The sequence below is a fragment of the Candidatus Desulfosporosinus nitrosoreducens genome (assembly GCF_030954495.1).
Classification (GTDB): domain Bacteria; phylum Bacillota; class Desulfitobacteriia; order Desulfitobacteriales; family Desulfitobacteriaceae; genus Desulfosporosinus; species Desulfosporosinus nitrosoreducens.
Genome location: NZ_JAVHUW010000035.1, coordinates 19,040 through 43,177 on the forward strand (window position 1 = coordinate 19,040; position 24,138 = coordinate 43,177).

Sequence of the window (24,138 nt, forward strand, 5' to 3'; positions counted from 1 at the left end):
ATTAAGGTGGGACTAACAATGGGAAAAGCGACTGGATTTTTAGAGTATGAAAGAGTAAATCCAAAGAAACGATCTCCTGAAGATAGAATCAAAGACTGGGCGGAATTAAAGCTTCCTCAGGAACCTGAGATCATAAAAACTCAGGGCGCCAGATGCATGAACTGCGGAGTTCCCTTTTGTCAGGGCGGGGTTCTCTTAAACGGAATGGCCTCAGGCTGTCCCCTTCATAATCTTATTCCGGAATGGAATGAACTGGTTTATAAAGGACAATGGCAGGAGGCTTATAAGCGGCTGACCCGGACCAGCCCCTTCCCGGAATTCACCTCAAGGGTTTGCCCGGCGCCCTGTGAAGGCGCCTGCACGGAAGGTTATATTATGGAGCCGGTAACGGTCAATAGTCTGGAATATGAAATTATCGAAAAGGCTTTTGCCGAAGGCTGGGTCCTGCCCCAAAAGGCTAAAAAGACAGGGAAAAAGGTAGCCGTTGTCGGTTCCGGTCCTTCGGGTCTGGCGGCAGCTTACTATTTGAACGCGGTTGGGCATGATGTGACCGTGTATGAAAGGAACGACAGAGCCGGCGGATTAATGATGTACGGAATTCCCAATATGAAACTTGACAAACAGGTTGTGGCAAGACGTCTGGAACTGATGAAGGCTTCAGGAGTCCGGTTTGTGTTAAACACTGAAATAGGCAAAGACATGCCTGCCCGGGAATTGGTGGATCAATACGACGCGGTGATATTGTGTGGCGGCGCCACTAAGCCAAGGGGACTTGAGGTTGAGGGAAAGGAACTTAAAGGAGTCTGCTTTGCAGTTGATTTTTTGAAGGCCAATACGAAAAGCCTTCTCGATTCCGGTCTTAAGGATGGCAGCTTTATAAGTGCTAAGGACAAAAATGTTATTATTATCGGCGGCGGGGATACTGGAACGGACTGTGTCGCCACATCCATACGGCATGGCTGCCGGAGCGTTTATCAGCTGGAAATTATGCCTGAACCGCCTGAAAAAAGAAAAGAAGAATCTAACCCCTGGCCGGAATGGCCGGTTAAGCTTAAAGTGGACTACGGTCAGGAAGAGGCCATAAGCCTCTATGGAAAAGACCCCAGAAATTACCTTATCTCTACTAAAAAAATCGTAGGCAATGAAAACGGTGAGGTTAAAGAAGTTCATACCGTAGAAGTTACTTGGGTTAAGAATGCTTCAGGGCGAATGGTTCCTCAGGAGGTGCCGGGAAGCGAAAAAGTTTGGCAAGCAGATCTTGTGCTTCTGGCCATGGGATTTTTGGGGCCTGAGGATACGATCTTGGATGAACTTAAGCTGGAAAGGGATTCCAGAAGTAACGTGAAAGCCGAATATGAAGTTTTCGAGACTAATGTAGAGAAAGTATTTACCGCCGGTGACATGAGAAGAGGGCAAAGTCTTATCGTTTGGGCTATTCAGGAAGGAAAGCTTGCAGCTAGGGAAGTTGATAAATACCTCATGGGCAAAAGTGTAATTTAGTCTTCTTTAGCGAGAGATTTCTCTAAAATGCAATCTCTGTCTAAGCGGCAGTTAAACTATTATCCCTCAGGCGTATAGTTTGGGGGAACTTTTTTTAAATCTAATTGTTCATAAATTCACAGATTTCCAATAGTATTGAGAATTAAGATTTGATACTATATTATAGGAGGTTTTTTTGAGGAGGTAACTATGTGATGAATTATGTTGTTATAGGTAATTCAACAGCGGCGATAGGAACGGTCGAAGGGATTCGCAGCATTGATACTCAAGGAACAATTATGCTGATTTCCGATGAGCCTCACCGCACCTATTCACGGCCTCTAATTTCTTATTATTTGTCTGGAAAAATCCCGGAATCTAAAATGTATTATCGCTCAAAAGATTATTATGAACGTTTAGACATCAGTACGAGACTGGGGGAAAGAGTCAGCGTTTTGCGTCTCGCAGAAAAAGCGGTGGTGCTGGAATCAGGCGAAACTATTCCCTACGATCGTTTAATGTTGGCGACAGGTGCCAAGCCGATAGTTCCTCATATACCTGGCCGGGATTTTAAAGGTGTTCACACCTTTATTAAATGGGATGATGTCTTGAGATTGGAGAAAGTGCTCAGAGCGGGAAGCCGTGCCGTTGTTATTGGGGCGGGCATTAATGGGCTGAAAGCCGTAGAGGCTTTAGTCAAATGCGGAGTTGAAGTTACAGTTGTGGAAATCGCCAATCAGGTATTGAGCGCGATCTTAGACGAGACGGCGGCGGCTTTAGTTCAAAAAACATTAGAAAACCATGGAGTTAAGTTTTATCTGAATACGACGGTGGCGGAAATAGTCGCTGAGAAAGAAGCCGCTTCCGGAGTGCGCTTACAAGACGGAAGAATTCTGGATTGCGAGCAAGTTGTGATTACAATCGGAATAAGCCCCAATATTGATTTGGCCGAAAAAACAGACATTAAAGTAAACCGCGGGATTCTCGTGGATGAACATATGGCAACGAGCGTTCCTGATGTTTACGCGGCGGGAGATGTGGCCGAGGTATACGATTCTCTTTATCGGGAACGCCGTGTCTTGCCGGTTATCCCTAATACTTATAAACAAGGTTTTAATGCCGGGGTGAATATGGCAGGGAAAGTTCAGTCCTATGGAAGCAGTTTCGCCATGGTCTCCATTGGCTTTTTTGAGCTTCCCCTGATTACTTCAGGCATCGTTAAGCCTGAGGGAGAAGGGTTTACCGAATTGGCCGATACGGCATCTCCTCAGGATTACCGCAAAGTGATCTTACGTGAGGGGCGGATTGTGGGCTATGTTGTCTTAAATAGAGTTGATTGTGCCGGGGGTCTGGCAAGTCTGATGGAAAAGGAAGTAGACGTTCGGAGTTTTCAGCAGGATTTGTTCAAAGAAAATTTCAACTACGCCAATTTTCTGCAAAGTCCCAAATAAAAACAATAATAACAGGGTAAAAATAATGTTTTTGGAGAAGAAGAGCAACCTCGGCATAAAACTCTTGGCTGGGTCATAAGTTCTGGCAAAGGAGGGAGTGCCATGGCCTCATGGGATCTGACAGTGTGGATGAGTTACGCTTTTTTCATACTTTGCTTGATACTTGGCTGGGGAGCCGCTGGAGTCCTGGATTATGATGGAGTATTACGTCGCTCGACGTCTCGTTCCGGACGGCTGCTCTTGCGTTTTGGCGTAACTCTGGTGCTCGCTGAGGGATTTCGGCTCTTTCTTAGCTTTGCTATCGGTCCGCTCTTGGATATGTTTGTGAATCAAAGCATCAATGGCTTTAAGGCCTTTTAATTCGCAATTCACAGCAATAACGCTTTTCGAAGGGAAAAATTTTCACCTTAAGCCAATAACTGAGACTTGCCAATCTGAAACTGACCATAAAAAAGTAGAATAAGGACAGAAAAATAGCAGCCGCTCAAGGCTGCTAAATTTATTAAGTATAGCATACGCACCCAATGACCATAACTTCAGTGGCTAAGAAATATATGATAGTTTAAAAAGGATATAGAAAGAAGTTATAGAATTTATTGCTTAGGTCATTTAAGAAAGGATGATGAAAGTATGAGTTTATTTACCGTTGATCAAACAAAATGTCAGCGCGATGGCGTCTGTGCCCGTGAATGTCCGGTAGGAATTATCAAATTCTCGGATAAAAACTCATTTCCCACTCCAGTGGATAAGGCCGAGGAAAGCTGTATTCAATGCGGACACTGTATGGCAGTATGCCCTCATGGTGCCTTAACCCTCGATAAGCAAAAGATTGAAGATCTTCCTTTAATTCACAAGGATTTAATGCCGAGTTCAGAAAGCATCAAGGAATTTTTGACAGCCAGGCGTTCTATTCGCCGCTACAAACAAAATGTTGTGGGGCGCGAAACTTTAGAAGAGCTTATTAATTTAGGTTCCTATGCTCCTACAGGACACAACAAGCAGCAGGTGCACTGGTCTGTCTTTGAAGATCCCGCCAAGGTCAGGAGGCTTGCGTCTTTGGTGGTCGACTGGGCCAACTTAATGGCTCCTAAAATCCCGGATCGGGATATGGCGAAAGGCATGGAAAACTTAGTTTTGGCTTGGAATAAAGGAGAGGACCCTATCCTGCGTGGAGCACCGCATTTGATTATGGTCCATTCCCAGGCTGATTTGCCGACGGCCCATGCCGACTGTGTGATTGCCTTAACTTATCTGGAACTCTATGCCGCTTCTAAAGGCTTGGGAACCTGCTGGGCAGGCTATTTGACGGCGGCTGCTAATATATTTCCGCCGCTGCGCGCAGCTTTGGGCCTGCCGGAAGGACATCGTTGCTTTGGTGCCGTGATGCTTGGCTATCCGCAACATAAGTACTATCGCCGCCCCAAACGCAACGCTCCCTCAGTTACCTGGTGCTGAACAGAATGCGGGAAACTGCCCAAGCTCCGTTTAACTCGGTGCATTTTTGGTTGATAATACAGATGAGCGTGCTAAAATGTAAAAGATAATAATTAAAGGAGTCATTATGAAACGAACATGGCGTTTTTGGGCCGCTTTATGGGTGGGCAAGCTCATCACCCTTGGTTTACAAATCAGCGGGAAAAAAGGGACAACCTTACCGGGAAAAATAGCGCAAGGGGTTGAGCCGGAGATCCTGAAACACTTGGGCATAGCTTACACAGAAGGAATTGTGATAGTCACCGGGACGAATGGCAAGACAACGACCGCGAATCTTCTGGCGAGCATCTTGCGGGAGGCAGGGAAATCCTTCGCCTTTAACCAAGCGGGCGCCAATCTTGTAACAGGCATTTCCGGTGCCTTGATTCAGAACACACGCTGGAGCGGGTCATCCCGGACAAAGTTAGCCTTATTGGAAGTCGATGAAGCTACCGTACCGAAATTTTGTGCACAAGTAACTCCCAGTTTGGCAATTGTGACCAACTTTTTTCGCGATCAGCTGGATCGCTATGGCGAGTTGGACACTACAGTGCGTATGGTCAGAGAATCGCTTTCCTCAGATACGGTACTTATTCTCAACGCTGATGATCCTTTGGTGGCCCAATTTGGTTCAAATCATTCCCGAACCTGTTTTTACGGAGTGGAATCGACGCCTGATAGCCGCAAGGAAAGCCAGGAGACAAGGGAGGCTAAGTTTTGCCCTGTCTGTGGCCGTGAGCTTGGGTATAGTCTTTTTCATTATGGACAATTAGGGGTTTTTTACTGCGAAGGATGTGGATTTAAACGTCCGGAGCCGGAGGTTTTGGCGCAGAACGTGTTTTCCGATGAAGGGCTGCGGTTTCGGGTGGGGACGGCCACTTTTTCAACGGCTCTGCAAGGATATTATAATCTCTACAATGCTTTAGCGGCTCTGACAGCCGCCCGTCAAATCGGAGTGGCTGATCCTTTGATTGAAAAAGGCTTGAGAGAGTTTGTTCCCCAAGCCGGACGCATGGAGCGCTTCTATCTTCCGGAAGGGGAGATTACTCTAACCCTGGTTAAAAATCCAACGGGATTTAATCAAGTGATCCAAACGATGCTTAGTGTCGATAAACCGCTGCGCATTTTGATTGGCATTAATGACTTGGCTGCCGATGGACGGGATATTTCCTGGCTTTGGGATGTCAATTTTGAATGCCTTGAAGCGCAGGCGGAGCGAATTCAACAAGTGGTTTGTTCCGGTCTTCGGGCAGAGGACATGGCCTTAAGGCTTAAATATGCCGGAATTCCGGAAGAAAAACTTACTCTGGAACACACCCTGACAGCAGCGCTCAGCTTAGTGCAGAGAGATCGTCAAGGGAATGAAGCCGCTTTTATCTTGCCAACGTACACGCTGCTTTTCCCGCTGCGTGAGATTTTAGAGGAGCGCATGAAAACGGCGGGCTCGTCAAGCCTCAGGGACAACAAGCGCAGAGAGGAGGCCAGGACATGAAACTGACGATTTGTCATCTTTATCCGGATCTGCTTGACCTCTATGGAGACCGGGGGAATATCCTGACTTTGGCAGCCCGTTGCAGATGGCGGGGGATCGAACCGGTAATCCGGCAGGTGTCTTTAGGGGAAGACCTGGATTTTAAGGGAATGGATATTCTTTTCCTCGGCGGCGGTTCGGACCGTGAACAAGGTATACTTGTGCAAGATTTGATGCGCAGGGAACATGAACTTCGCCTGGCGATTGAAAATGGGCTTGTGGTTCTGGCCATTTGCGGTGGGTATCAGATGTTGGGCAGCTATTATCAAACGGCGAGCGGAGAGAAGATTCCGGGTCTGGGCATTTTAGACCTTTGGACGACTGCCGGGACAAAACGTTTAATTGGCAATGTTGTTATTGAATTGTACGGAAGTACTTTATTTGTTGGCCAGGATAAGGCGCCGTCGAGTCAACCTGAGCAAACTTTGAAAACGCTGGTCGGCTTTGAAAATCATTCGGGCAAAACTCAACTTGGTCAAGGGCTTAAACCCTTGGGTAAAGTCTTAATTGGCCACGGCAACAATGGTGAGGATCAGGCGGAGGGGGTTCGCTACCGCAATGTTTTCGGCACGTACCTGCATGGACCTCTTTTGCCTAAGAATCCACTGCTAACAGACTTGCTGCTGGAGCTGGCCCTTGTAAGGAGAGGTTTAGACAGTCGTCTGACGGAGCTTGACGATCGCTTGGAGAACCTGGCCCATGAGGCCATGGTCGCAAGGCTTTTGAAACAAGCATAAATTTAATTCGATATTCGATATTGCAGAAAAAATCAGTATATCAAGTGTGCTATACTGGCATACTATCTTTAGAATCAATAATTTTCCTTGAAAAATCGAGCAATGTCACAGGTTACCATAATTTACATGCCCAAACTCAGCTATTTTCGAGGGGATTTAGCTTATTTACTCTTCAAGTTCGTTGACACTTTTTTGTATTATTGTCTATAATAGAGTATAGCTTTGGCTAAAAGACTTGGGGGTGCTAATGTGGCAGAGAGTAAGCGGATTATGATCAGTTTGCCGGAAAGTTTGCTTGCAGAAGTGGATGGAATCGTTACCGTGGAAAAGCGCAACCGCAGCGAATTTATCCGAGAAGCACTCAACAGCATTCTTCACGAACGTCGAAAAAAAGGAATTCATGAACAAATGCGTAAAGGGTACCTCGAAATGGCCCAACTCAATTTGTCTATAGCTAGGGAGCTGTTCTCTACGGAGCAGGAAGTATTAGAGTACTACGAAGAAACGATGGTGGAGTGTCGGAGATGATCATAAAACGCGGGGAAATTTATTACGCAGAACTTAACCCCGTTGTCGGCTCAGAACAGGGAGGAACACGCCCGGTCCTCGTGATTCAAAACGACATAGGGAATCAATTCAGTCCGACCACAATCATTGCTGCGATTACATCACAAATTGCCAAGGCAAAGCTGCCAACTCATGTTGAAGTAAGAGCAAGACGCAGCGGTTTAGAGCGGGATTCCGTCATTCTTACTGAGCAAATTCGGACGATTGATAAAAGTCGCCTTAAGGAAAAAGTGACGGTTTTGGATGAAGAGGTCATGCTCAGAGTAGACCAAGCCATTGAAATTAGTCTGGGGTTGGCTGATATTTAAATAATAGATGTTTGAACACGAGGCAGCGTAGCGGCGATGACCGACGCTGTTTTTGTATTGTTGAGGGAGAGGAGCAGAGAGATGAGAAGACCGAGACCGGTGATAGGAATAACGGCAGCCCATTGTACCGAAGAATTAAAGACATTCCCCCGGACCTTTTATGTTGACAGTATCCGCAAAGTCGGGGGGATTCCGATAGTTTTGCCCCCGGTTCAAAGCCGTGATGAAGGAATAGAGGTTTTGGATCTTGTTGACGGCTTGGTACTAACAGGTGGAGGGGATATTTCTCCCGCGTACTTAAATGAAGATCCCTTGCGGGGAATCGGGGGGTGTATTCCGGAAAGGGATTTAAGCGAGCTGTTACTTAGCGAGCTTGCTTTGCAGCGAGACCTGCCCCTTTTGGGAATTTGCCGGGGGATTCAGGTCCTGGCCGTTGCTGTGGGAGGGAAAATTTATCAGGATATCCCCAGCCAGCATTCCGGAGCCTTTCAGCACAGCCAAACCGCACCGCGGCAGCATACCTGGCATAAGGTTGAGATAGTTCAGGAATCTCTGCTCTTTAGGTTGCTCGGAGAGAAGGGAATTGGTGTCAATAGCCTCCATCATCAAGCCGTCCGAGAGGTGCCGTCAGGTTTTCGGCTCAACGCGCTGGCGGCTGACGGCATTATTGAGGGGATTGAAAAATCGGACGCAAAGTTTTGCCTGGGAGTTCAGTGGCACCCGGAAAGCATGATGGAAACAGAGAAGCATAGCGGAGCCTTATTCCACGGATTTGTGGAGGCCTGCCATAAAGCAGACTAAGATTCACCCTGACTCGGATCAGGGATTGATAAGAAAATTGTAATTAGGAGCAATAAAAGAGGGAAAGCAGCGCTTTCCCTCTTTTATTTTTGAAAACAACCTGTCTAACAAGCTTATTACTAAACTTGCCGTCCATAGCAGGTGTTTTCCCATTTTTGGTTGCGTCGACGACGCAATCTCAATGTCAGCTCTTCATTAGTTTAGTCTATGGTGAAGCGCTTGTCAACGAATCGATCAAAAAGATTCTCGGCTGCATGGATCATAAACCAAGCGTTTGCTTCTTTAACCCCTTTTAACTCATTTAATAAACTATTTTCCTCAGTTCATGAGAAATTCATAAGTTATTCATGAGATTATCGTATCCGAGAGATACACTTAGGTCATGAAAAACAGCAACTAATGAAGATTCAGAGGAGGAGAGCATATGAAACAACCGGGTAGTAAACAACGGTGACCGTAAAAGCTGCAAAACTGCTAAACTCAGATCCGTTTGCAAAAGCCTAAATTGGGTAAGATAATCTTGCCTGAAAGAATTAAATTTAAGCATCGGTTCAGTGGAAGCAAAGAAAGAGAGCATATAGGAGGGATTAAAAATGATGCTGGGGTTAATCATTTTAGTTATTGTCATTTACTACGTTTTTAATTCAGCGCATTTTGGAGGAACCTGTTTCAAGGGGCATCCGGCGCACAGGCAGAGCTCTCCCCAGGATATACTGGACGAACGCTACGCGCGCGGCGAGGTTGAGCGGGAGGAATATCTGGAACGGAAACGGGAACTCTCAGGGCGGAAGCAGTCAGTGTCTCTTGAAAAGCAATAAGTTCAGTGATTGTTGAGGCTCAATTCAGAGTTTGCCCAATATTTTAAATTAAAGAAGGGGGAATTTCGCATGATGGGTGGCTGGGGACATATGATCGGCGGCTGGGGGAATGGCTATGGCTATGGGTATGGCATGAGTATGATGGGATTCATTATGCCTCTGATCTTTGGCGTGGGGATTGTCTTACTGGCAATCTACGCGTTTCGCCGCAGCGGTTCCAGGCTTCAGGCAGGAGAATTTAGCCATCGCAATGCTGCCATGGACATTCTGCGTGAACGTTATGCCCGGGGCGAGATAGATACTGCCGAATATCAGAGCCGAAAACAAGATTTAGAGGGCCGCTAAGTTATATCCGGTGGTTAAAAAGAGCAGTTGCTTTAAGGTCAGCAACTGCTCTTTAAATATTTAAGGGATTTTGGGATAGGCGGAGTTCTTAAATGACTTTATGAAGTAGAACGTCAGTCTTTCAAATTTCAGTGATGGAGCTGTCGGGAAGGTTTTGATCGATCCAGCTTAGCAGTTCCTGAATACTGGTTACTGTCAATCCGGTGTTGGCCTTGGATTTTTTTATCAGGATAACTTCCAAACCAAGCTCTAGAGCCGCGGAAATTTTGGTATCTGTTCCGCCGGCCAGACCGCTGTCTCTTGTCAGGAGAATGTCCGCTCCATAAAACTTGAAGAGAGAGCGATTAATTTCTTTGGAAAATGGCCCCTGCATAGCAACGATATCCCGGGAATGAATGCCGATTTCATGACATTTCTGCACTAGGCGGCCTTCCGGTAAAACACGCACAACCAGACGTACAGAAGAGGCAAAGGTGCTCTTCGCAATGCTCTGCAACTGGTGACTGCCGGTGGTAATGAAAAGGGTAATTGGCCGTTCCTTTAGGCCATACAGCACATTGACCCGTTGTTCAATTTGGAGCAGAGCTTCTTCCCAATTGTAAACCGGAAAAATTAAAGGGCTTGACGGCAGTTTAATTTCGGGTCTTTCTAAACGAATGTAAGGGATTCCTTGTTCTTCACAACGTTGTCGCAATGGTGTCAAAGCAAGGCTGGCAGAAGGATGGCTGGCGTCAATCACTAAGGAAAAGTTGGGCATGCCGGCCGCTTCAGTCCAGCTCTGGCTGCGGATTACTTCAAGGTCTCTGGCTTGTAATTGTGTACTGAGTTCACGTGCCGCCGCAGATTCCCCCAAAAGAATAATCATTTATTGTTGACCTCCATGTTGAATCCAGATCTGAAATAATCTACTGAAATGGCGGGCGGGCACTGAGTTTAGCCTTCACCTGACGTTTCTTCAATTTCTTCCCTGAAAGAATCGCTTATTCCCAACTATTTAGTTTATTCCAATAATATCATGAATAAAGCAGATTTGTATAGGTATTGGTGAACAAGCTGGCAAAGTTTCTAGCCTTTGGGAAGCTGAACAATGAACTCCGTTTCCTGTTTAATTTGGCTGTGATGGGGCCCCGAGACTGTCAGAGTTTTCGTTTGCCAATTTGTAAGAGGTGATGAGGACATCCCCCCATTTCCATACTGCCTTGATTGTGCATCATAGCGCTCATGGAGTTGTTTAAAGTAGCCATGAGTTTACCGCTGGAATCTGTTAAGGTGACGCTCGTGCCGACCGGGAGGGATTCTCAGCCCTCCTTCAAAGCGGCAGGGCCCCAGGTGCCTTCGCTTAGATAAAGGGCGCTGAGACGCGAAGGCAGCTGTTCCAAAGCCGTTTCATTCGCTTTAGCGAGATCATCGCTGAATTGTTGGTGAAATACAGATTTACGGAAAGCAGGCTGAAAGTCAAAGTAATAAGTACTATAATCAGAGTAGAGAAAAATAGCTTTTGGCGCATCTCATCCGGACATGTCGGGGGGCATCAAATCTAAAAATTAGCAGGTCGAAAGGGTTTTCTTTGAACATAAAATCCTTCTTGTTGAAGAAAGACTTATTTATTTTGGGGAAAGTTTGAGGTGAACTATGAAGACAAAACTTAAAGTCCTGATTTTAGTCCTGGTCAGTGCCTTGGCCCTCATGGCTTTAGTGATTCCCGGATTTGCGGGAAAGCCTGAATTCCACACCACCAATCAGCCCCAGGTGGCCCTGGCGGCTGCCAAGAAATCCGGAAAGCCTATCTTTTTGGAGTTTTACGCCAAGTGGTGACCTGCCTGCAAGAGCATGGAGCCCGTGGTGCTGGCTCTAGAGAAGGATTATGGGGAAAAAGCCAACGTTATTGTCGTCGATGTTGACAGCCAAGAGGGGCAGATTCTCGCCCAACAATTTAATATTTACTATATCCCCGCCGTTTTCATTTTTGACCAACAGGGACAGATAACCTACAAGGACACCGGACCGCAAAGCAAGGCTGTCTTAGAAAACGCTCTGAATTCAGGGAATAAAAAAGAGAGCCGGTATGCGGCTTTCTTTCAGGAAACGATCCCGGATGCTTTGGCTTCCGGGGGCTTGCCGATTTTAGTTTTCGTCTTTTTAGGAGGAGTTCTTACCAGCCTAAGTCCCTGCATCCTGTCCATGCTGCCGGTTATGTTGGGGTATATCGGCGGACTGGCTAAGCCTACAAAAACCAAGGGCTTTATCGTCTCCGGATTTTTTGTCCTGGGTTTGGCGGTTACCTTCTCCATACTGGGAATTAGCGCGGCGCTCTTAGGCAAGGTTTTTGGTCAGATCGGCCCCGCCTGGCCTTATATCATAGGTCTTTTGGCCATTGTCATGGGGCTGCAGCTAATGGGTGTTCTCAATATCGAGCTGCCCGGTTTAAAAATCATGCCGGAGAAAAGAGGGGGAGTCTTAGGACCGTTTGGAGTGGGCTTGCTGTTTGGCCTGGTTGCTTCCCCCTGCGCCACTCCGGTCTTAGCGGTTTTAATGACTTATGTAGCGGGGCAGGGTGTGCTTTGGTACGGTGCCTTATTGCTCTTCATTTATGGCTTGGGCCACGGTTTGCCTTTGCTGGTTGCAGGCACATTTACAGCTTTACTGAAGAGCCTGCCCCGCTTTATGAGGTGGAGCCGCAATTTCACATATCTGAGCGGGGGAATACTTATCCTTGTGGGGTTATACTTCCTGGCGCGAGCCGGTTGGTAAGTTTTCCGGACAGTACGGAAAGAATGCCTGCTAAGACAGAGAGGCCCAGAGCAGCCAGCGCTGTCAGCGGCTGAACCTGAAAAGCCACGTTTTTATGGAAAATTACCGGACCTAAAAGTGTGGGGAGCAATTCCCCTAAAAGGTAACCGAGAACTCCTCCGCAAAGGCTGATTAAGGTGATTTCCCGCAGGAGAAGGGAGAGAATATGGCGGCGGCGGAAGCCGATCGCCCGCAAGATGCCTATTTCCGCGCTGCGGTCATTGATGTTTCCCGTCGTTGTGACAAACACGATCAAGATACCGGTGATGCCCAGCAGCAATGAAGCGATTAAGGAGAAGTTGGCAAAGCGGTCGACACTTTCCTGAGTACCCTGAACCAATTGGGATAGCTCAGAAACCTTGGCTTGCGGTATAAGCTTACTCAAGCGGGCCGCGGCTTTGTCCGGCTGAGAGGCGTTAAGTTCAATCATGGACCAGGAATCGCTTCCCGTCAGGCTGCGAGCTGTCTTGAAGGTGGTAAATACTCCGTTGTCTTCCGAACCTCCTGTTTCCTGCATGACCCCAACTAGGGGATAGGTTTGGCCGTTAAGGCTTAAAGTGCTTCCGATGCTAAGCTGATCCCGCTGTGCCAGGCCCGCGCCGATAATAATTTCTCCGTCCTTAGGCAGTTGCCCTTGGATATGCCACCAGGGTTTCATGTTTAGTTCCGTGGGGAAATCCACGCCGATGATGAGATAATGATTCTTGAAGCCGGAGGCCGGGCCGATGATGGTGGGGGCAATTCCGGTGATCCCCAGGTCTGTGGCAGCATTGGCCAGTTTCGAGTCAAGATCCTTGTCCAGGTGTTTAAGCTCGTAATTTACCCCGGGCACAGAGAGTCCGCCATAGCTCAGTGTGAAATGTTCGGCCTGAGGAGTGATGACGATGTTGGCGCCATATTGACTTAGACTTTTTTGCAATTCATCGCGCATGGTTTTCGTCAAGGCAGTCAAGGAGACGCTTACGCTGACGATGACTATAAAGGTCAACAATAAAAAGGCAGTTTTGCTTTTGCGCCGCCGCAAATTTTGCAGAGCAATATCCGTTAAAGTCATGGCTCCTCCTATTCTGAAGATTACAGGTAGCGTAATGAGGCGCTTGGGTCAAGGTTTGCCGATCGCCAAGCCGGATAAAGGCTGGCCATAAGGCCGATCAAGAGGGAGCCGCCGAGAGCATAGATAAGCAAATTAAATTGCCAGAGTATCTGAACTTGAGTATTGCTGATCAGTGAGCCGAAATTTACAGCCGCGCCCATCCCCAAAAAGTAACCGCACAGTCCACCCAGAACACTTAGGATACCCGCCTCTGTAAGAGTAGCCTGGAGAAGGTGGCGCTTCCGGAAGCCGATAGCCCGGAAAACTCCGATTTCCCTGGTTCTCTCTTCAACAGAGGATTTCATAGTCATGGTAATGACTAAACCGCTGGCCAGGAAAAGCAGCAAAGACACGGTTCGAGCCAGTAAATTAAATTTATTGACCGTATCGTTGCGGGAGTCAATAGCAGATTTCAGAGCGGTCACTTTAGTAGCGGGCAAAACTGCTGCCAGTTGTTTACTGACTTCATCAATCGGGCAGGAATAGCAAAACGCGGCAGCTTCGATAAGGCTAATGGCGTTGGGTTTAGCCACTAGCTTTTGCAGGACGTTCAAATCAAGAAACACAGCCTGATCATTTTCCGCCGAGCCTGTAGGTTGAATGACTCCCGCCACCCGGAAGTTCTGTCCTTTAAGCACAATTGTCCGGTTAGGACTCAAACCCAGAGAACGAGCAACGTCATTTCCCAGGATAACCTCGTTGGCCGCTGGAGTCTGTTGATTGGCCAGGCCATTTATTTTCCACCATTTCTTTAGATGCAATTCCTCGGGAAACTCAACGCCCAGCAACAAAATAGACTGTCCGTTGATCGTCGTATCGGCTAGAAGTTTGGGGGCAATGGTAGCCAGAGTTTCCTTGTTTTTAATCGTCTTCATTAGAGGGATGAGGGACATGTTCAGTTCCTTGACCTGTGTCGGAGCTTCAACCGTTATGCCTCCAAAAGTCAAAGACTGATCCGTATCCGGGAGAATAAGAAGATTGGAACCAAACTGATCGAGTTTGTTGGCAACGTCTTCTTGCATAGCTTGAGTGGTTGTGTAAAGGAAAATAATCGAAGCCACCCCGATGACGACGCTGAGCACTAATAAAGCGGAGCGCAGTTTACGGCGGAGCAGGTTCTGAATTGCGATAGCGGTTAAACGCATGATTGGCTCCTCCTTAGAACTCCTGAGGCCTTAGATCAAGAACTCCGTCCCGAATATAAACTGCCCGGGTGACCCATTCCAGGTTTTCCTGGTTATGTGTAACCATGATGATGGTTAAACCGTCGCGATTAAGGGTTTGCAATAAGGCCAGCAAATCCTGGGCAGTTTTTGTATCGAGGCTGCCTGTGGGTTCATCCGCGAAAATGATGGGGGGACGATTAACGATGGCCCGGGCGATGGCCACGCGATTTTGTTCCCCGCCGGATAATTGATTGGGGAGGCGGGAAGATTTGGCGCCTAAGCCCACTTTAGCGAGGACTGACTGAGCCATCTCTCGTTGTTTCTTCCCGGAGCGGGAGGTTATAGCCAGGGGGAGCATGACATTTTCTAAGGCAGTGAGATAGGGAATCAACTGATACTGCTGAAAAACAAAGCCCACGTATTCGTGGCGGAAATCGGCTAAGCGTTCGGGTTTTAAAGCATAAACGTCAATATCGTCAATGAGGAGTTTGCCGGAAGTGGGCGGATTTAAGCCGCCGAGAATGCTTAACAAGGTGCTTTTCCCTGAGCCGGACGGTCCCATTAAGGCCAGAAATTCACCCTCCTTAATCTCCAAATCGACGTTTTTCAAAGCCTCGACCTTATTGCCGCCGCTTTTGTAAGCTTTAGAAACGGCGCAAACTTTGATTAAAGGCATGCAGGAATTCCTCCTCTATTCAGTAAGGATTGTTAGATATCGCCTAGTATGAACGCACCCGCCTAAACGAGTGCGTTATAGTTATAGTTGTTCATTTGGCTTATACTCTGGGAGACCAGGTATCCAGTACGCTTTGAGGAATTTCCAGCTTATCACCGTTTAGATTGTAGGTTAATGCTTGAGGCGGATAGGTTTGGCAGCCGCCGCTGATTCCTTGGAGTGTTTGGAGATCCCAGGCGGTGCCGCAGGTATTGCAGATTATCTGATTGCCGGAAATATGAAAGGAATCCCCTTTACAAGGCTCGCAGTAACTTACGGCCACCATCACTTTGCCGTCAGGCTGGATAAAAGCTGTCAAGGGTACTGTTTTGCCGTTAGCGCTGTATTCGGTCTTAATAAACTTCTTTGCTTTCAATTCACTCAGCGTTGTGACCTGTTCTTGAGAATTTTCTATCTTGCTTGCTACTAAGGTCTGCTCTAAATTATCGTTAGGGCTGTAAGTGATTTTCTCTCCGATATCGGCAGCCGGGCTGACAGCGGTACTCGGCTTATTGTTGTTAAAAAGGAAATAAGAACTGATCATTAGCGCGACGGCTACGATGCCAATGAGGCTGTACAGACATGCTCTGCTTTTCTTGGGCTGGGTAAATTTTTGCTTTTTCTCTTCACGATGGTCTTTCATTGAGAAATCCTCCTTATAAAAAATTGTAAACTTAAATTATTGCTTGAAAAAACATCAATAAATTTGCAGGTGTAATCTTCAAATTAAGAGTTTAAGCAAACAAAAGGCAAAGAATAGCCAGATCAGTATGATTTTTTTCTCTGATTTTCCCAGATGAAATTCCTGGTTATAAAGTTCACTAAATTCCTAAGTTGCAAGAATGATGCCAAGTTGCGCTTGGTATGGGATTATGTTCTAATAGAAAGAGGGGAAAAGGCGCTCCGGCCGGGATTGGCTTTTTGTGGATAAATTAATAACCGTGAGATTTCTTTGCTTATCCATGTCTAAATGGGCAGCGAACAGCTTTCCCAAGGGATGGATGGTCTAAGTAGGTGTGTGATAAGCCACAGTACGGTGTGTCTTATCACACACCTATCTTAAGCGGCTATACCTTGGAATTGCCGGGGACTTTTGACGAATTGAACATTTGTAGTTATAAAGAAATAAGCGCAGAGGGAGTGGCGAGGTGCGCCGGATTTTAGTGGCTGATGATGAAGCAAATATGCGTTGGGTCCTGGAGCGAGCTTTAACAAAAGCCGGTTATGACGTGGAAACCGTGGAGGATGGAGAACTTGCCGTTGCTCGTGCCCTGGCGGAGCGGCCGGATATCGTCCTTGTGGACTTGAAAATGCCCAAACTGGACGGCTTAGGTGTCTTGCGAAGGTTAAAAGAGCACTATCCGGATTTGCTGGTGGTCATGATGACCGCCCACGGGAGCACCGCTACGGCTGTCGAGGCCATGAAAGCGGGAGCCCAGGATTACCTGATGAAACCTTTCGACATCGACGAATTGCTGATAACTCTGGCTAAAGCCTTTGAAGTAGAGAGCTTGCGCGAGCAAGTCAATTATTTAAAACAAGAGGTTCGGCATGACGGCTGGCAGTTGGTGGGCAACAGTGCAGCGATGCAAACCGTCAAGCATCTTGTCGAGAGAGTTGCCTTAACGCCGGCGACAGTGCTTATTCTTGGCGAGTCGGGTACGGGGAAGGAACTGGTGGCTCATGCTATACATACCTTAAGCCCGCGCGTTGAAGGCCCTTTTATCCGGGTTAATTGTGCGGCCTTGACGGAAACCCTCTTGGAAAGTGAACTGTTTGGACACGAGAAGGGGGCTTTTACAGGTGCTCTAAACCGCAAAAGCGGACGCTTTGAACTCGCGGATAAAGGGACGATCTTCCTGGATGAGATCGGTGAGCTGTCTCTGAATGTTCAAGCTAAGCTGCTGCGCGTACTTCAAGAGCGGGCCTTCGAACGGGTTGGCGGCGAGAAAACTATTAACGTAGACGTACGGATTATTGCGGCAACCAATCGCGACTTGCTCAAAGAGGCTCAGGAAGGCCGCTTTCGAGAAGATTTATATTATAGACTTAATGTTTTCCCGGTTTCCGTGCCGCCTTTACGGGAACGGCGAGACGATATTGCCTTACTGGCAGAACACTTTTTGGAAAAACTTAAGACTTATGGCGGAAGCAAGACTTTCGCTCCGGAAGTTCTCTCTCGTCTGGCAGCTTATAGCTGGCCGGGAAATGTGCGGGAATTAGAAAATGTCGTGGAGCGGATGGTGATTATTTCTTCCGGGGCAGTGATTGGGATGGAGAGTTTACCTTATTTAGATGATCCCGCGGCTTCGGTCAAAAATTTGGGACTTTTTGAATTGCCGCCGGAGGGAGTCTCCCTTGAAGAGATTGAGAAATCTTTTTTGCAGCAGGCCATGGAACAAACCGGAGGAAACCAGAGTCAGGCGGCCAAACGCCTGGGACTTTCCAGGCACGCTTTTTTATATCGCTTGGAGAAATACGGGATAGATCCTCACTGGGGGATATAAATGATGGGGCAGCGCGAACCTGTTGATCAAAATCGGGGACGGACTATTTTCGACCTGGTCACAATAGGAATTGTCATCTCGGTTTTGACGGCTATTCACTACACAAATTATCATTACGAAATGAATTACCATATTCTTTTGCAATTTGCCTATTATCTTCCGGTGATTTATGCGGCGATGCGTTTTGGCCCGGCAGGGGGAATCTTCTCCGGTCTGGCCATTACTCTGCTCATCCTGCCCTTTATGACCCGTTTCCACGCTATGAATCCATCCGCCGTTTACACTCAATGGGTGGAAATCGGCTTGATTAATATTATCGGCTGGCTGACAGGTTTTTTAACGAGTCAGGAACGGAGAGCCAAACGCAAACATCAACTTGCCTTAACTGTGCAAAAAGAGCTGGTGGAGAAATTGAGACAAGAAGGGTTGGAGCGTGAACGCTTGGAAGAAGAGATTCGCCAAACCGAACGTTTAACGGCCCTGGGGCATATGAGCGCCGGATTGGCCCATGAAATTCGCAACCCTTTAGGGATTATGAAAGTCAGCATTCAACTCCTGGCCCAGGAAAAAGTCGAGGATAGAGTTGTTTCCGAATACTGCCGGGTGCTGCTGGAAGAGTGCGAACGCTTAAACCGTCTGGTTAATGAGTTTTTAAGCTTTGCCCGTCCTAAAGAGCCGGTACGCAAAAGGATGACTTTGAGCAAACTTTTAGAGGAAGGAGTCGCTCTGATCCAGCCCGCTCTGCGTCAGCATCATATCCAGCTGAAACAGCTGACAAACCAGCTGGATGAGCAAGAGGTTGAGGTAGACCAGGACCAGATGAAACAGGTTATCTTAAATATTTTGCTTAACGCCATTGATGCCCAGGGTGAAAGGGGAGTTATTCAGATCGAAGGCATTCGGCAGGAAGGCTTTGCGGGGGTTGCTTTTAATGATGAAGGCCCCGGCATAGCGCTTGAGATTATGCCTTACATCTATGATCCTTTCTTTACGACAAAGGAGAGGGGTACCGGCTTGGGCTTGTCCGTTGTGCACCGTATTCTTGACCAGCATGGCGGCAAAATAACGACGGCGAATCGGAGTGAGGGGGGAGTTCGGGTGGAGATATTGCTCCCTTTGCCCAAAGAATAAAATGGAGTAATGTTAAATTCTATGCGGCTAATAGATTTCAAGCGGCGGGACGGTTCTTTTGTTTTGGAAATAAGAGAGCCTTCCCGCTGTTTTTGCACTTACCTAAAAAATGGGGATTGACAGTGGATTCTGAAAAAGCTAAAATCGTACTAGAATGTAACCGTTTACATTGAAATTTTAAGCGTAAATATTAAGAAAATCGCGATTGTCAAAAAACTGAGATAATTGCTGAAGACTGTATTTTCAGCGAAGTTTACGCTTATTTATAAACAGAAAAGGTTTGCTAAGGAGTTATAGTACACAGGGTCTAAATTGAGAATGTAACCGCTTACATGGAATGAAGAGGGTGGAGTCATTGGCGACAATTCGAGATGTTGCTCGTTTAGCAGGGGTGTCGGTTGCTACGGTCTCCCGAGTAATTAACCAGAAAGATCTTGTGAACCCGGAGACTGCGGAACAAGTGCTTAAAGCGATTGAACAGCTTCAATACGTACCCAACGCGGTTGCCCGAGGTTTAGCCGGCAAGAAGATGGGGATCATAGCACTCATCCTGCCGGATATTCTGAATCCTTTTTTTCCCGCTTTGGCGCGCGGCGTCGAGGATGTGGCCCATAAACAGGGTTTGACGGTTATCTTAGGCAACTCGGATGATCTCGGTATCAAAGAGAGCTCTTATATTAAAGTACTTAAGAAGAAATACGTCGATGGCTTTATTTTTGCCTCAAATACAATTCGTGAAGAAGACGTTATGGCTTTGCGCAGAGAAGGCATTCCGATCGTCTTGCTGGATAGGGGCTTGACGACGACAGCTTGCCCGATCATCCGCTCCAATAATCGAGAGGGAGCTAAGCTGGCCGTACGGCACTTGATAGATCAAGGCTGCCGGAGAATCGCCCATATTTATGGTCCCCAGGAATTCATCACGGCCCGCGAGCGTTTGTTGGGGTATGAAGACATTGTCGGGGAATCAAAGGATTTCTCCCCCAGCTTAATTGTGCCGGGGCATTTTGATATCGAAAGCGGCCGCAGGGGTGCGGAGCAGCTCTTAGCCCGGTATCCCGATATTGACGGAATTTTTGCCGGCAATGATCTGATGGCTGTGGGGGCGCTTAAGGCTCTGCATGAACGGGGAATCCGAGTCCCGGAGGAAGTTAAAGTTTGTGGATTCGATGGTATCGGTTTAACAGAAATTACGGAACCGGAATTAACGACGGTGGCTCAACCTATCTATGAGATGGGAGGGCTGGCCACTCGAGTTTTGTTGGATGAGATTGAAAGCGGAATCAGTGAAAATACCATTATTGAACTTGATGTTACCTTAGTTACCAGAAAATCCACTCGGAGGGGGCAGAACTAAATGCAGCAAGAGCCTAAAATTGTCGTTATCGGAAGTTTAAATATGGATTTGGTGGTTAAAGCCCCGCGCGCCCCTAAACGTGGAGAAACCATTCTGGGAGAAGAAATTCACTTTATTCCCGGCGGTAAAGGCGCAAACCAAGCCATAGGGCTGGCGCGTCTGGGTGCGGAGACTACAATGATTGGGGCCGTTGGCTCGGATGCCTTTGGAGCAGAGCTCCAAGAAGCTTTGCAGAGAGACGGTGTAAACACTTCAAGCATTAAGGTTCTTGCTGCGCAGCCCACGGGGGTGGCCTCTATCCTTCTGGCCGAAGGAGATAACAGTATTGTAGTGGTTCCCGGGGCTAATGCTCAATGTTTGCCGGAAGATTTAAAACGGTTTGAAGCAAAAATTGCCGAGGCGGATCTTGTTTTGCTGCAGCTGGAAATTCCCTTGGAGACGGTTGAGTATGCGGCTGAACTGGCCCGCAGATATGGGAAGATCGTGCTGCTCAATCCGGCCCCGGCTCAAACCCTCTCGCGGGATCTGCTCAGCAACGTGGATTATTTAACGCCGAATCGTTCAGAACTGGCCCTGATAGCGGGAGTAGCTGAGGATACCCCTCTTGACCAGGGGATTGAGCGGGTTTTGGAGCTCGGAGTTTCTACTTGCATCACGACCCTGGGCGCCGAGGGAGCCGCTTACAGGGAACGAGGGGGCAGGCTGCTTCGGGTTCCGGGGCATAAAGTCCCGGTGGTGGATACTACGGGAGCAGGGGATGCCTTTAATGCCGGACTGGCCTATGCTCTTGCCCGGAGCCAAGATATCCGGGAAGCCGTTGCCTTTGCCGGTCGGGTTTCAGCCTTGGCGGTCACGAAATTCGGAGCCCAAGGCGGGATGCCCCGCTTAAACGAAGTAGCAGAGTATTTTCGGGAGGAAAGATAATGAAAAAGATTGGCATCCTAAATAGTGAAATATCCCGGGTGATCAGTGAGTTGGGGCATATGGATACTCTCGTGATTGCCGACGCGGGCTTGCCCATCCCGCCTCATGTACGAAGAATCGATCTGGCCTTAAAAGAAGGGGTGCCATCCTTTATAGAAACGGTCACAACCGTTCTCCAGGAAATGTGTGTGGAGAAGGTTTTCGTGGCTCAGGAGATGGCAGTGTCCAGTCCCGCTAAACGGGAGGAATTGATGACAGTGCTGCCCGGGGTTCCGGTTAAGGTTATCACGCATGATGAACTAAAAGCGCTTACCCAGCGGGCCAAAGCAGTAATCCGCACAGGCGAGTTTACTCCTTATGCTAATGTCATTCTTGAGGCAGGCGTAATCTTCTAATCTGCAAGGAGGATTCAAGTTATGTCAGAACTCCTGGTTATGGAGGGAATCAGTAAAAGTTTTAGCGGAGTTACGGTTTTGGATAATGTCCAGTTTTCGCTCCGGCAAGGGGAAGTTCATGCCTTGATGGGAGAGAATGGAGCGGGCAAATCGACCTTGATGAAAATCCTGGCCGGGATATACAGCAAGGATGCGGGGTCCGTTCGGATCGCAGGAAGCGAATCTGCGGCCACTTCTCCGAAAATTGCTCAACAGTTGGGGGTAGCGATTATTCATCAGGAGCTTAACATGATCCCCGACCTGTCCGTCCGCGAAAATATGTTTTTGGGCAGGGAGCTTAAATGGGGGCATACCGGCTTCTTGAATCGGACTCAGATGCGTGCCGAAGCCGAGAACTATCTGAAGCAGCTGGGAATGGATTTAAACCCGGAGGGCCTGGTGGGAGAGCTGTCCGTCGGGCAGCAGCAAATGGTGGAGATTGCCAAGGCCCTTTCCATGAACGCCAGGATTTTAGTGCTGGACGAGCCAACGGCCGCTTTAACCAAGCGTGAAATTGAAAAACTTTTTCAGATTATTGAAGCTTTGAAAGCCCAGGGAGTGGGGATGATTTATATTTCCCACCGTATGGAGGAAATCTTCCAAATCAGCGACCGGATCACTGTGCTGCGGGACGGGCGTTACATTGGTACCCGGGAGGCCAAGGATACCACGCTGGATGAGTTGGTCCAGATGATGGTTGGCCGGGAGATTAAAGAACGTTTCCCGCAGGTAGAAAGGGAGATTGGGGAAGAGCTTCTGCGCGTGGAAGGGCTTGTGCAGGAAGGAAAGCTTTATGATATCAATTTAAGTGTCAAAGCCGGAGAAATCCTGGGCATTGCCGGTTTGATGGGAGCGGGGCGTTCAGAGCTGGCCAAGGCGCTCTTTGGCGTTGAGAAGTATCAGCAAGGGAAGATTTTTATAAAAGGCCAGGACGTTAACCTGAGAAACCCAAAAGAGGCCATCAAGGCAGGTCTGGCCCTGATTACGGAGGATCGGAAAGGTGAGGGGCTCGTTCCCGATCTCTCGGTGCGGGAAAATTTGACGCTGCCCAACCTGCGTGCACTTTCCAGCTTCGGTTTTATCAGCCACCGGCTGGAAGGGGATTTTGTCAAGGAAAGTATTGCCAAGCTTAAGGTCAAAGTCCATAGCTCTGAACAAGAAGTGCGGTCCTTAAGTGGTGGAAACCAACAAAAGGTTGTTATCGGCAAATGGCTGGCAACCCGGCCTAAGGTTTTAATTCTTGATGAGCCGACCCGGGGCGTGGATATCGGGGCCAAACGGGAGATTTACGATTTGATGAATCAGCTCGTACAAACAGGGGCCGCTATCATTATGATCTCCTCGGAACTTCCGGAGGTTCTCGGCATGAGCGATCGAATCCTGGTTATGCATGAAGGAAGAATTACCGGAGAATTTTCACGGGAAAACGCTACCCAGGAAAGGATTATGGTTGCAGCTACAGGAGGGAAAAATCATGGCTAAGACTCAAGGGAAACGGGGAATTTTGCAGCGCATGGGCCCCCTGGTGGGACTGATGCTAATCGTCATAATCTTATCGATTACCAGTTCGGACTTCTTGACCGTCAGCAATGTATTCAATGTGCTTCGTCAAGTTTCTATTAATGCCTTGATTGCTTTTGGCATGACCTTTGTCATCCTGACGGGAGGGATCGACCTCTCTGTCGGTTCGATCATTGCCCTTTCCAGCGCTTTTGCGGCGGGAATGATGGCCTCCGGAACGAATTCCTGGCTGGCCATAGGTGTAGGCGTGGTGGCGGGAACGCTGATGGGAACTGTCAATGGGGTCGTCATTGCCCGCGGGAAAGTTGCTCCCTTTATCGCTACCCTGGCGACGATGACCATATTTCGGGGTTTAACCATGGTTTACACCCAAGGAAGGCCGATAACCGGGCTGCCCGATGATTTTGGCCTGATTGGACGCGGCTATCTCTTGCAGATCCCTATGCCGGTGATTTGGATGTTGGTAGCCTTTGGAGTGCTTTATGTCTTGTTGAAATTCACCTCCTTTGGCCGTCATGTTTTTGCCCTGGGGGGGAATGAAGAAGCAACCCGGCTTTCCGGGATTAATACCAATCGGGTTAAAGTGCTTGTCTATAGTATCAGTGGTTTGTTAGCTTCCGTGAGTGGAATTATTTTGACTTCGCGCCTTAACTCCGCTCAACCGACGGCGGGGACATCCTATGAACTTGATGCCATTGCCGCTGTTGTTTTGGGAGGGACGAGCCTTTCCGGTGGGAAAGGCTGGATTGCCGGAACCTTGATTGGAGCCATGATCATAGGTGTTCTGGATAATGGCTTGAATCTGATGAACGTATCGTCCTTTTACCAACAAGTTGTCAAAGGTGCTGTCATCCTGATAGCGGTCTTATTGGATCGTTCCAAAGGAAAATAATTCATTCAAGCCATTCACCGGAAGGCTTTACAGCTGAAGCCTTGAAATTCCGGCTAAGCCGCAGGAGATTCCTTGAGGTTCTTGGACTTATGAGGCTG

General features: G+C 48.0%; 25 protein-coding genes. 20 read left to right on the forward strand and 5 right to left on the reverse strand.

Translation table 11 applies throughout. The features are described 5' to 3' along the window. Positions 1–18 precede the first annotated feature (18 nt). The 11 genes from REC12_RS05825 (at position 19) to REC12_RS05875 (ending at position 9,510) form a co-directional block, all read left to right on the forward strand. Entirely contained in the window at positions 19–1,500 is a 1,482-nt protein-coding gene (locus REC12_RS05825; RefSeq protein ID WP_308892877.1) for a glutamate synthase subunit beta, read from the forward strand. 194 nt (positions 1,501–1,694) lie between these two features. Further along, positions 1,695–2,930, forward strand: a complete 1,236-nt coding sequence (locus REC12_RS05830; protein ID WP_308892969.1) for an NAD(P)/FAD-dependent oxidoreductase — start codon at positions 1,695–1,697, stop codon at positions 2,928–2,930. 102 nt (positions 2,931–3,032) lie between these two features. Continuing rightward, on the forward strand, positions 3,033–3,290 hold the full coding sequence (locus tag REC12_RS05835; protein WP_308892878.1) for a hypothetical protein: 258 nt from the start codon (positions 3,033–3,035) through the stop codon (positions 3,288–3,290). Positions 3,291–3,560: 270 nt separating this feature from the next. Further along, on the forward strand, positions 3,561–4,385 hold the full coding sequence (locus REC12_RS05840; RefSeq protein ID WP_308892879.1) for a nitroreductase family protein: 825 nt from the start codon (positions 3,561–3,563) through the stop codon (positions 4,383–4,385). 106 nt (positions 4,386–4,491) lie between these two features. Further along, complete coding sequence (locus tag REC12_RS05845) at positions 4,492–5,895, forward strand: MurT ligase domain-containing protein (protein ID WP_308892880.1); 1,404 nt, start codon at positions 4,492–4,494, stop codon at positions 5,893–5,895. Next, the gene (locus REC12_RS05850) at positions 5,892–6,671 is read left to right on the forward strand and encodes a type 1 glutamine amidotransferase (RefSeq protein WP_308892881.1); all 780 of its coding nucleotides are present in this window, start codon (positions 5,892–5,894) and stop codon (positions 6,669–6,671) included. Before REC12_RS05845 ends, REC12_RS05850 begins: the two co-directional genes overlap by 4 nt. Before the next feature lie 249 nt (positions 6,672–6,920). Continuing rightward, positions 6,921–7,199 carry a CopG family ribbon-helix-helix protein gene (locus REC12_RS05855; RefSeq protein ID WP_009619218.1) on the forward strand — a complete coding sequence of 93 codons (279 nt, stop codon included), beginning with the start codon at positions 6,921–6,923 and terminating at the stop codon, positions 7,197–7,199. After that, a complete protein-coding gene (locus REC12_RS05860; RefSeq protein WP_014825820.1) occupies positions 7,196–7,546 on the forward strand; it encodes a type II toxin-antitoxin system PemK/MazF family toxin in 351 nt (116 codons plus the stop codon). The genes REC12_RS05855 and REC12_RS05860 overlap by 4 nt, the downstream gene beginning before the upstream one ends. Positions 7,547–7,627: 81 nt before the next feature. Next, complete coding sequence (locus REC12_RS05865; RefSeq protein ID WP_308892882.1) at positions 7,628–8,347, forward strand: gamma-glutamyl-gamma-aminobutyrate hydrolase family protein; 720 nt, start codon at positions 7,628–7,630, stop codon at positions 8,345–8,347. Positions 8,348–8,940: 593 nt separating this feature from the next. Beyond that, on the forward strand, positions 8,941–9,165 hold the full coding sequence (locus REC12_RS05870) for an SHOCT domain-containing protein (RefSeq protein ID WP_308892883.1): 225 nt from the start codon (positions 8,941–8,943) through the stop codon (positions 9,163–9,165). A gap of 69 nt (positions 9,166–9,234) precedes the next feature. Then, on the forward strand, positions 9,235–9,510 hold the full coding sequence (locus REC12_RS05875; RefSeq protein ID WP_308892884.1) for an SHOCT domain-containing protein: 276 nt from the start codon (positions 9,235–9,237) through the stop codon (positions 9,508–9,510). 121 nt (positions 9,511–9,631) lie between these two features. Here REC12_RS05875 and cobK read toward each other — a convergent pair whose 3' ends face one another. After that, on the reverse strand, positions 9,632–10,375 hold the full coding sequence (gene cobK / locus REC12_RS05880) for a precorrin-6A reductase (RefSeq protein WP_308892885.1): 744 nt from the start codon (positions 10,373–10,375) through the stop codon (positions 9,632–9,634). Between the two features lie 767 nt (positions 10,376–11,142). On the opposite strand from cobK, the gene REC12_RS05885 reads away from it, so the two are divergent. Together REC12_RS05885 and REC12_RS05890 are read left to right on the forward strand one after the other, a co-directional pair. After that, positions 11,143–11,325, forward strand: a complete 183-nt coding sequence (locus REC12_RS05885; RefSeq protein ID WP_308892886.1) for a hypothetical protein — start codon at positions 11,143–11,145, stop codon at positions 11,323–11,325. 15 nt (positions 11,326–11,340) lie between these two features. After that, positions 11,341–12,261, forward strand: a complete 921-nt coding sequence (locus REC12_RS05890) for a cytochrome c biogenesis protein CcdA (protein WP_308892887.1) — start codon at positions 11,341–11,343, stop codon at positions 12,259–12,261. Here the strand turns inward: REC12_RS05890 and REC12_RS05895 are convergent. The 4 genes from REC12_RS05895 to REC12_RS05910 all read right to left on the reverse strand — a co-directional run bounded on the left by REC12_RS05895 (position 12,218) and on the right by REC12_RS05910 (position 15,917). Next, positions 12,218–13,354 (reverse strand): ABC transporter permease, encoded by a 1,137-nt coding sequence (locus tag REC12_RS05895; protein WP_308892888.1) that lies wholly within the window; start codon positions 13,352–13,354, stop codon positions 12,218–12,220. The two genes, REC12_RS05890 and REC12_RS05895, sit on opposite strands and share 44 nt — an antisense overlap. Positions 13,355–13,374: 20 nt before the next feature. Beyond that, positions 13,375–14,538, reverse strand: coding sequence for an ABC transporter permease (locus REC12_RS05900; protein WP_308892889.1), 1,164 nt, complete (start codon positions 14,536–14,538; stop codon positions 13,375–13,377). Positions 14,539–14,551: 13 nt separating this feature from the next. Further along, positions 14,552–15,235: an ABC transporter ATP-binding protein gene (locus tag REC12_RS05905; protein WP_308892890.1), complete on the reverse strand. Its 684-nt coding sequence runs from the start codon at positions 15,233–15,235 to the stop codon at positions 14,552–14,554. Between the two features lie 100 nt (positions 15,236–15,335). Beyond that, complete coding sequence (locus REC12_RS05910; RefSeq protein ID WP_308892891.1) at positions 15,336–15,917, reverse strand: DUF2318 domain-containing protein; 582 nt, start codon at positions 15,915–15,917, stop codon at positions 15,336–15,338. A gap of 505 nt (positions 15,918–16,422) precedes the next feature. On the opposite strand from REC12_RS05910, the gene REC12_RS05915 reads away from it, so the two are divergent. The 7 genes from REC12_RS05915 (at position 16,423) to REC12_RS05945 (ending at position 24,040) form a co-directional block, all read left to right on the forward strand. Further along, positions 16,423–17,781: a sigma-54-dependent transcriptional regulator gene (locus REC12_RS05915; RefSeq protein WP_308892892.1), complete on the forward strand. Its 1,359-nt coding sequence runs from the start codon at positions 16,423–16,425 to the stop codon at positions 17,779–17,781. A 3-nt stretch (positions 17,782–17,784) separates the two neighbouring features. Next, a complete protein-coding gene (locus REC12_RS05920) occupies positions 17,785–18,912 on the forward strand; it encodes an ATP-binding protein (RefSeq protein ID WP_308892970.1) in 1,128 nt (375 codons plus the stop codon). Between the two features lie 355 nt (positions 18,913–19,267). Next, the gene (locus tag REC12_RS05925; RefSeq protein WP_374214181.1) at positions 19,268–20,269 is read left to right on the forward strand and encodes a LacI family DNA-binding transcriptional regulator; all 1,002 of its coding nucleotides are present in this window, start codon (positions 19,268–19,270) and stop codon (positions 20,267–20,269) included. Then, positions 20,270–21,193, forward strand: a complete 924-nt coding sequence (gene rbsK, locus REC12_RS05930; protein WP_308892894.1) for a ribokinase — start codon at positions 20,270–20,272, stop codon at positions 21,191–21,193. It abuts the gene before it with no gap. Further along, positions 21,193–21,588 carry a D-ribose pyranase gene (gene rbsD / locus REC12_RS05935; RefSeq protein ID WP_308892895.1) on the forward strand — a complete coding sequence of 132 codons (396 nt, stop codon included), beginning with the start codon at positions 21,193–21,195 and terminating at the stop codon, positions 21,586–21,588. The genes rbsK and rbsD overlap by 1 nt, the downstream gene beginning before the upstream one ends. A gap of 21 nt (positions 21,589–21,609) precedes the next feature. After that, positions 21,610–23,109: a sugar ABC transporter ATP-binding protein gene (locus tag REC12_RS05940; protein WP_308892896.1), complete on the forward strand. Its 1,500-nt coding sequence runs from the start codon at positions 21,610–21,612 to the stop codon at positions 23,107–23,109. Next, positions 23,102–24,040, forward strand: coding sequence for an ABC transporter permease subunit (locus tag REC12_RS05945; protein WP_308892897.1), 939 nt, complete (start codon positions 23,102–23,104; stop codon positions 24,038–24,040). The genes REC12_RS05940 and REC12_RS05945 overlap by 8 nt, the downstream gene beginning before the upstream one ends. Positions 24,041–24,138: the final 98 nt, after the last annotated feature.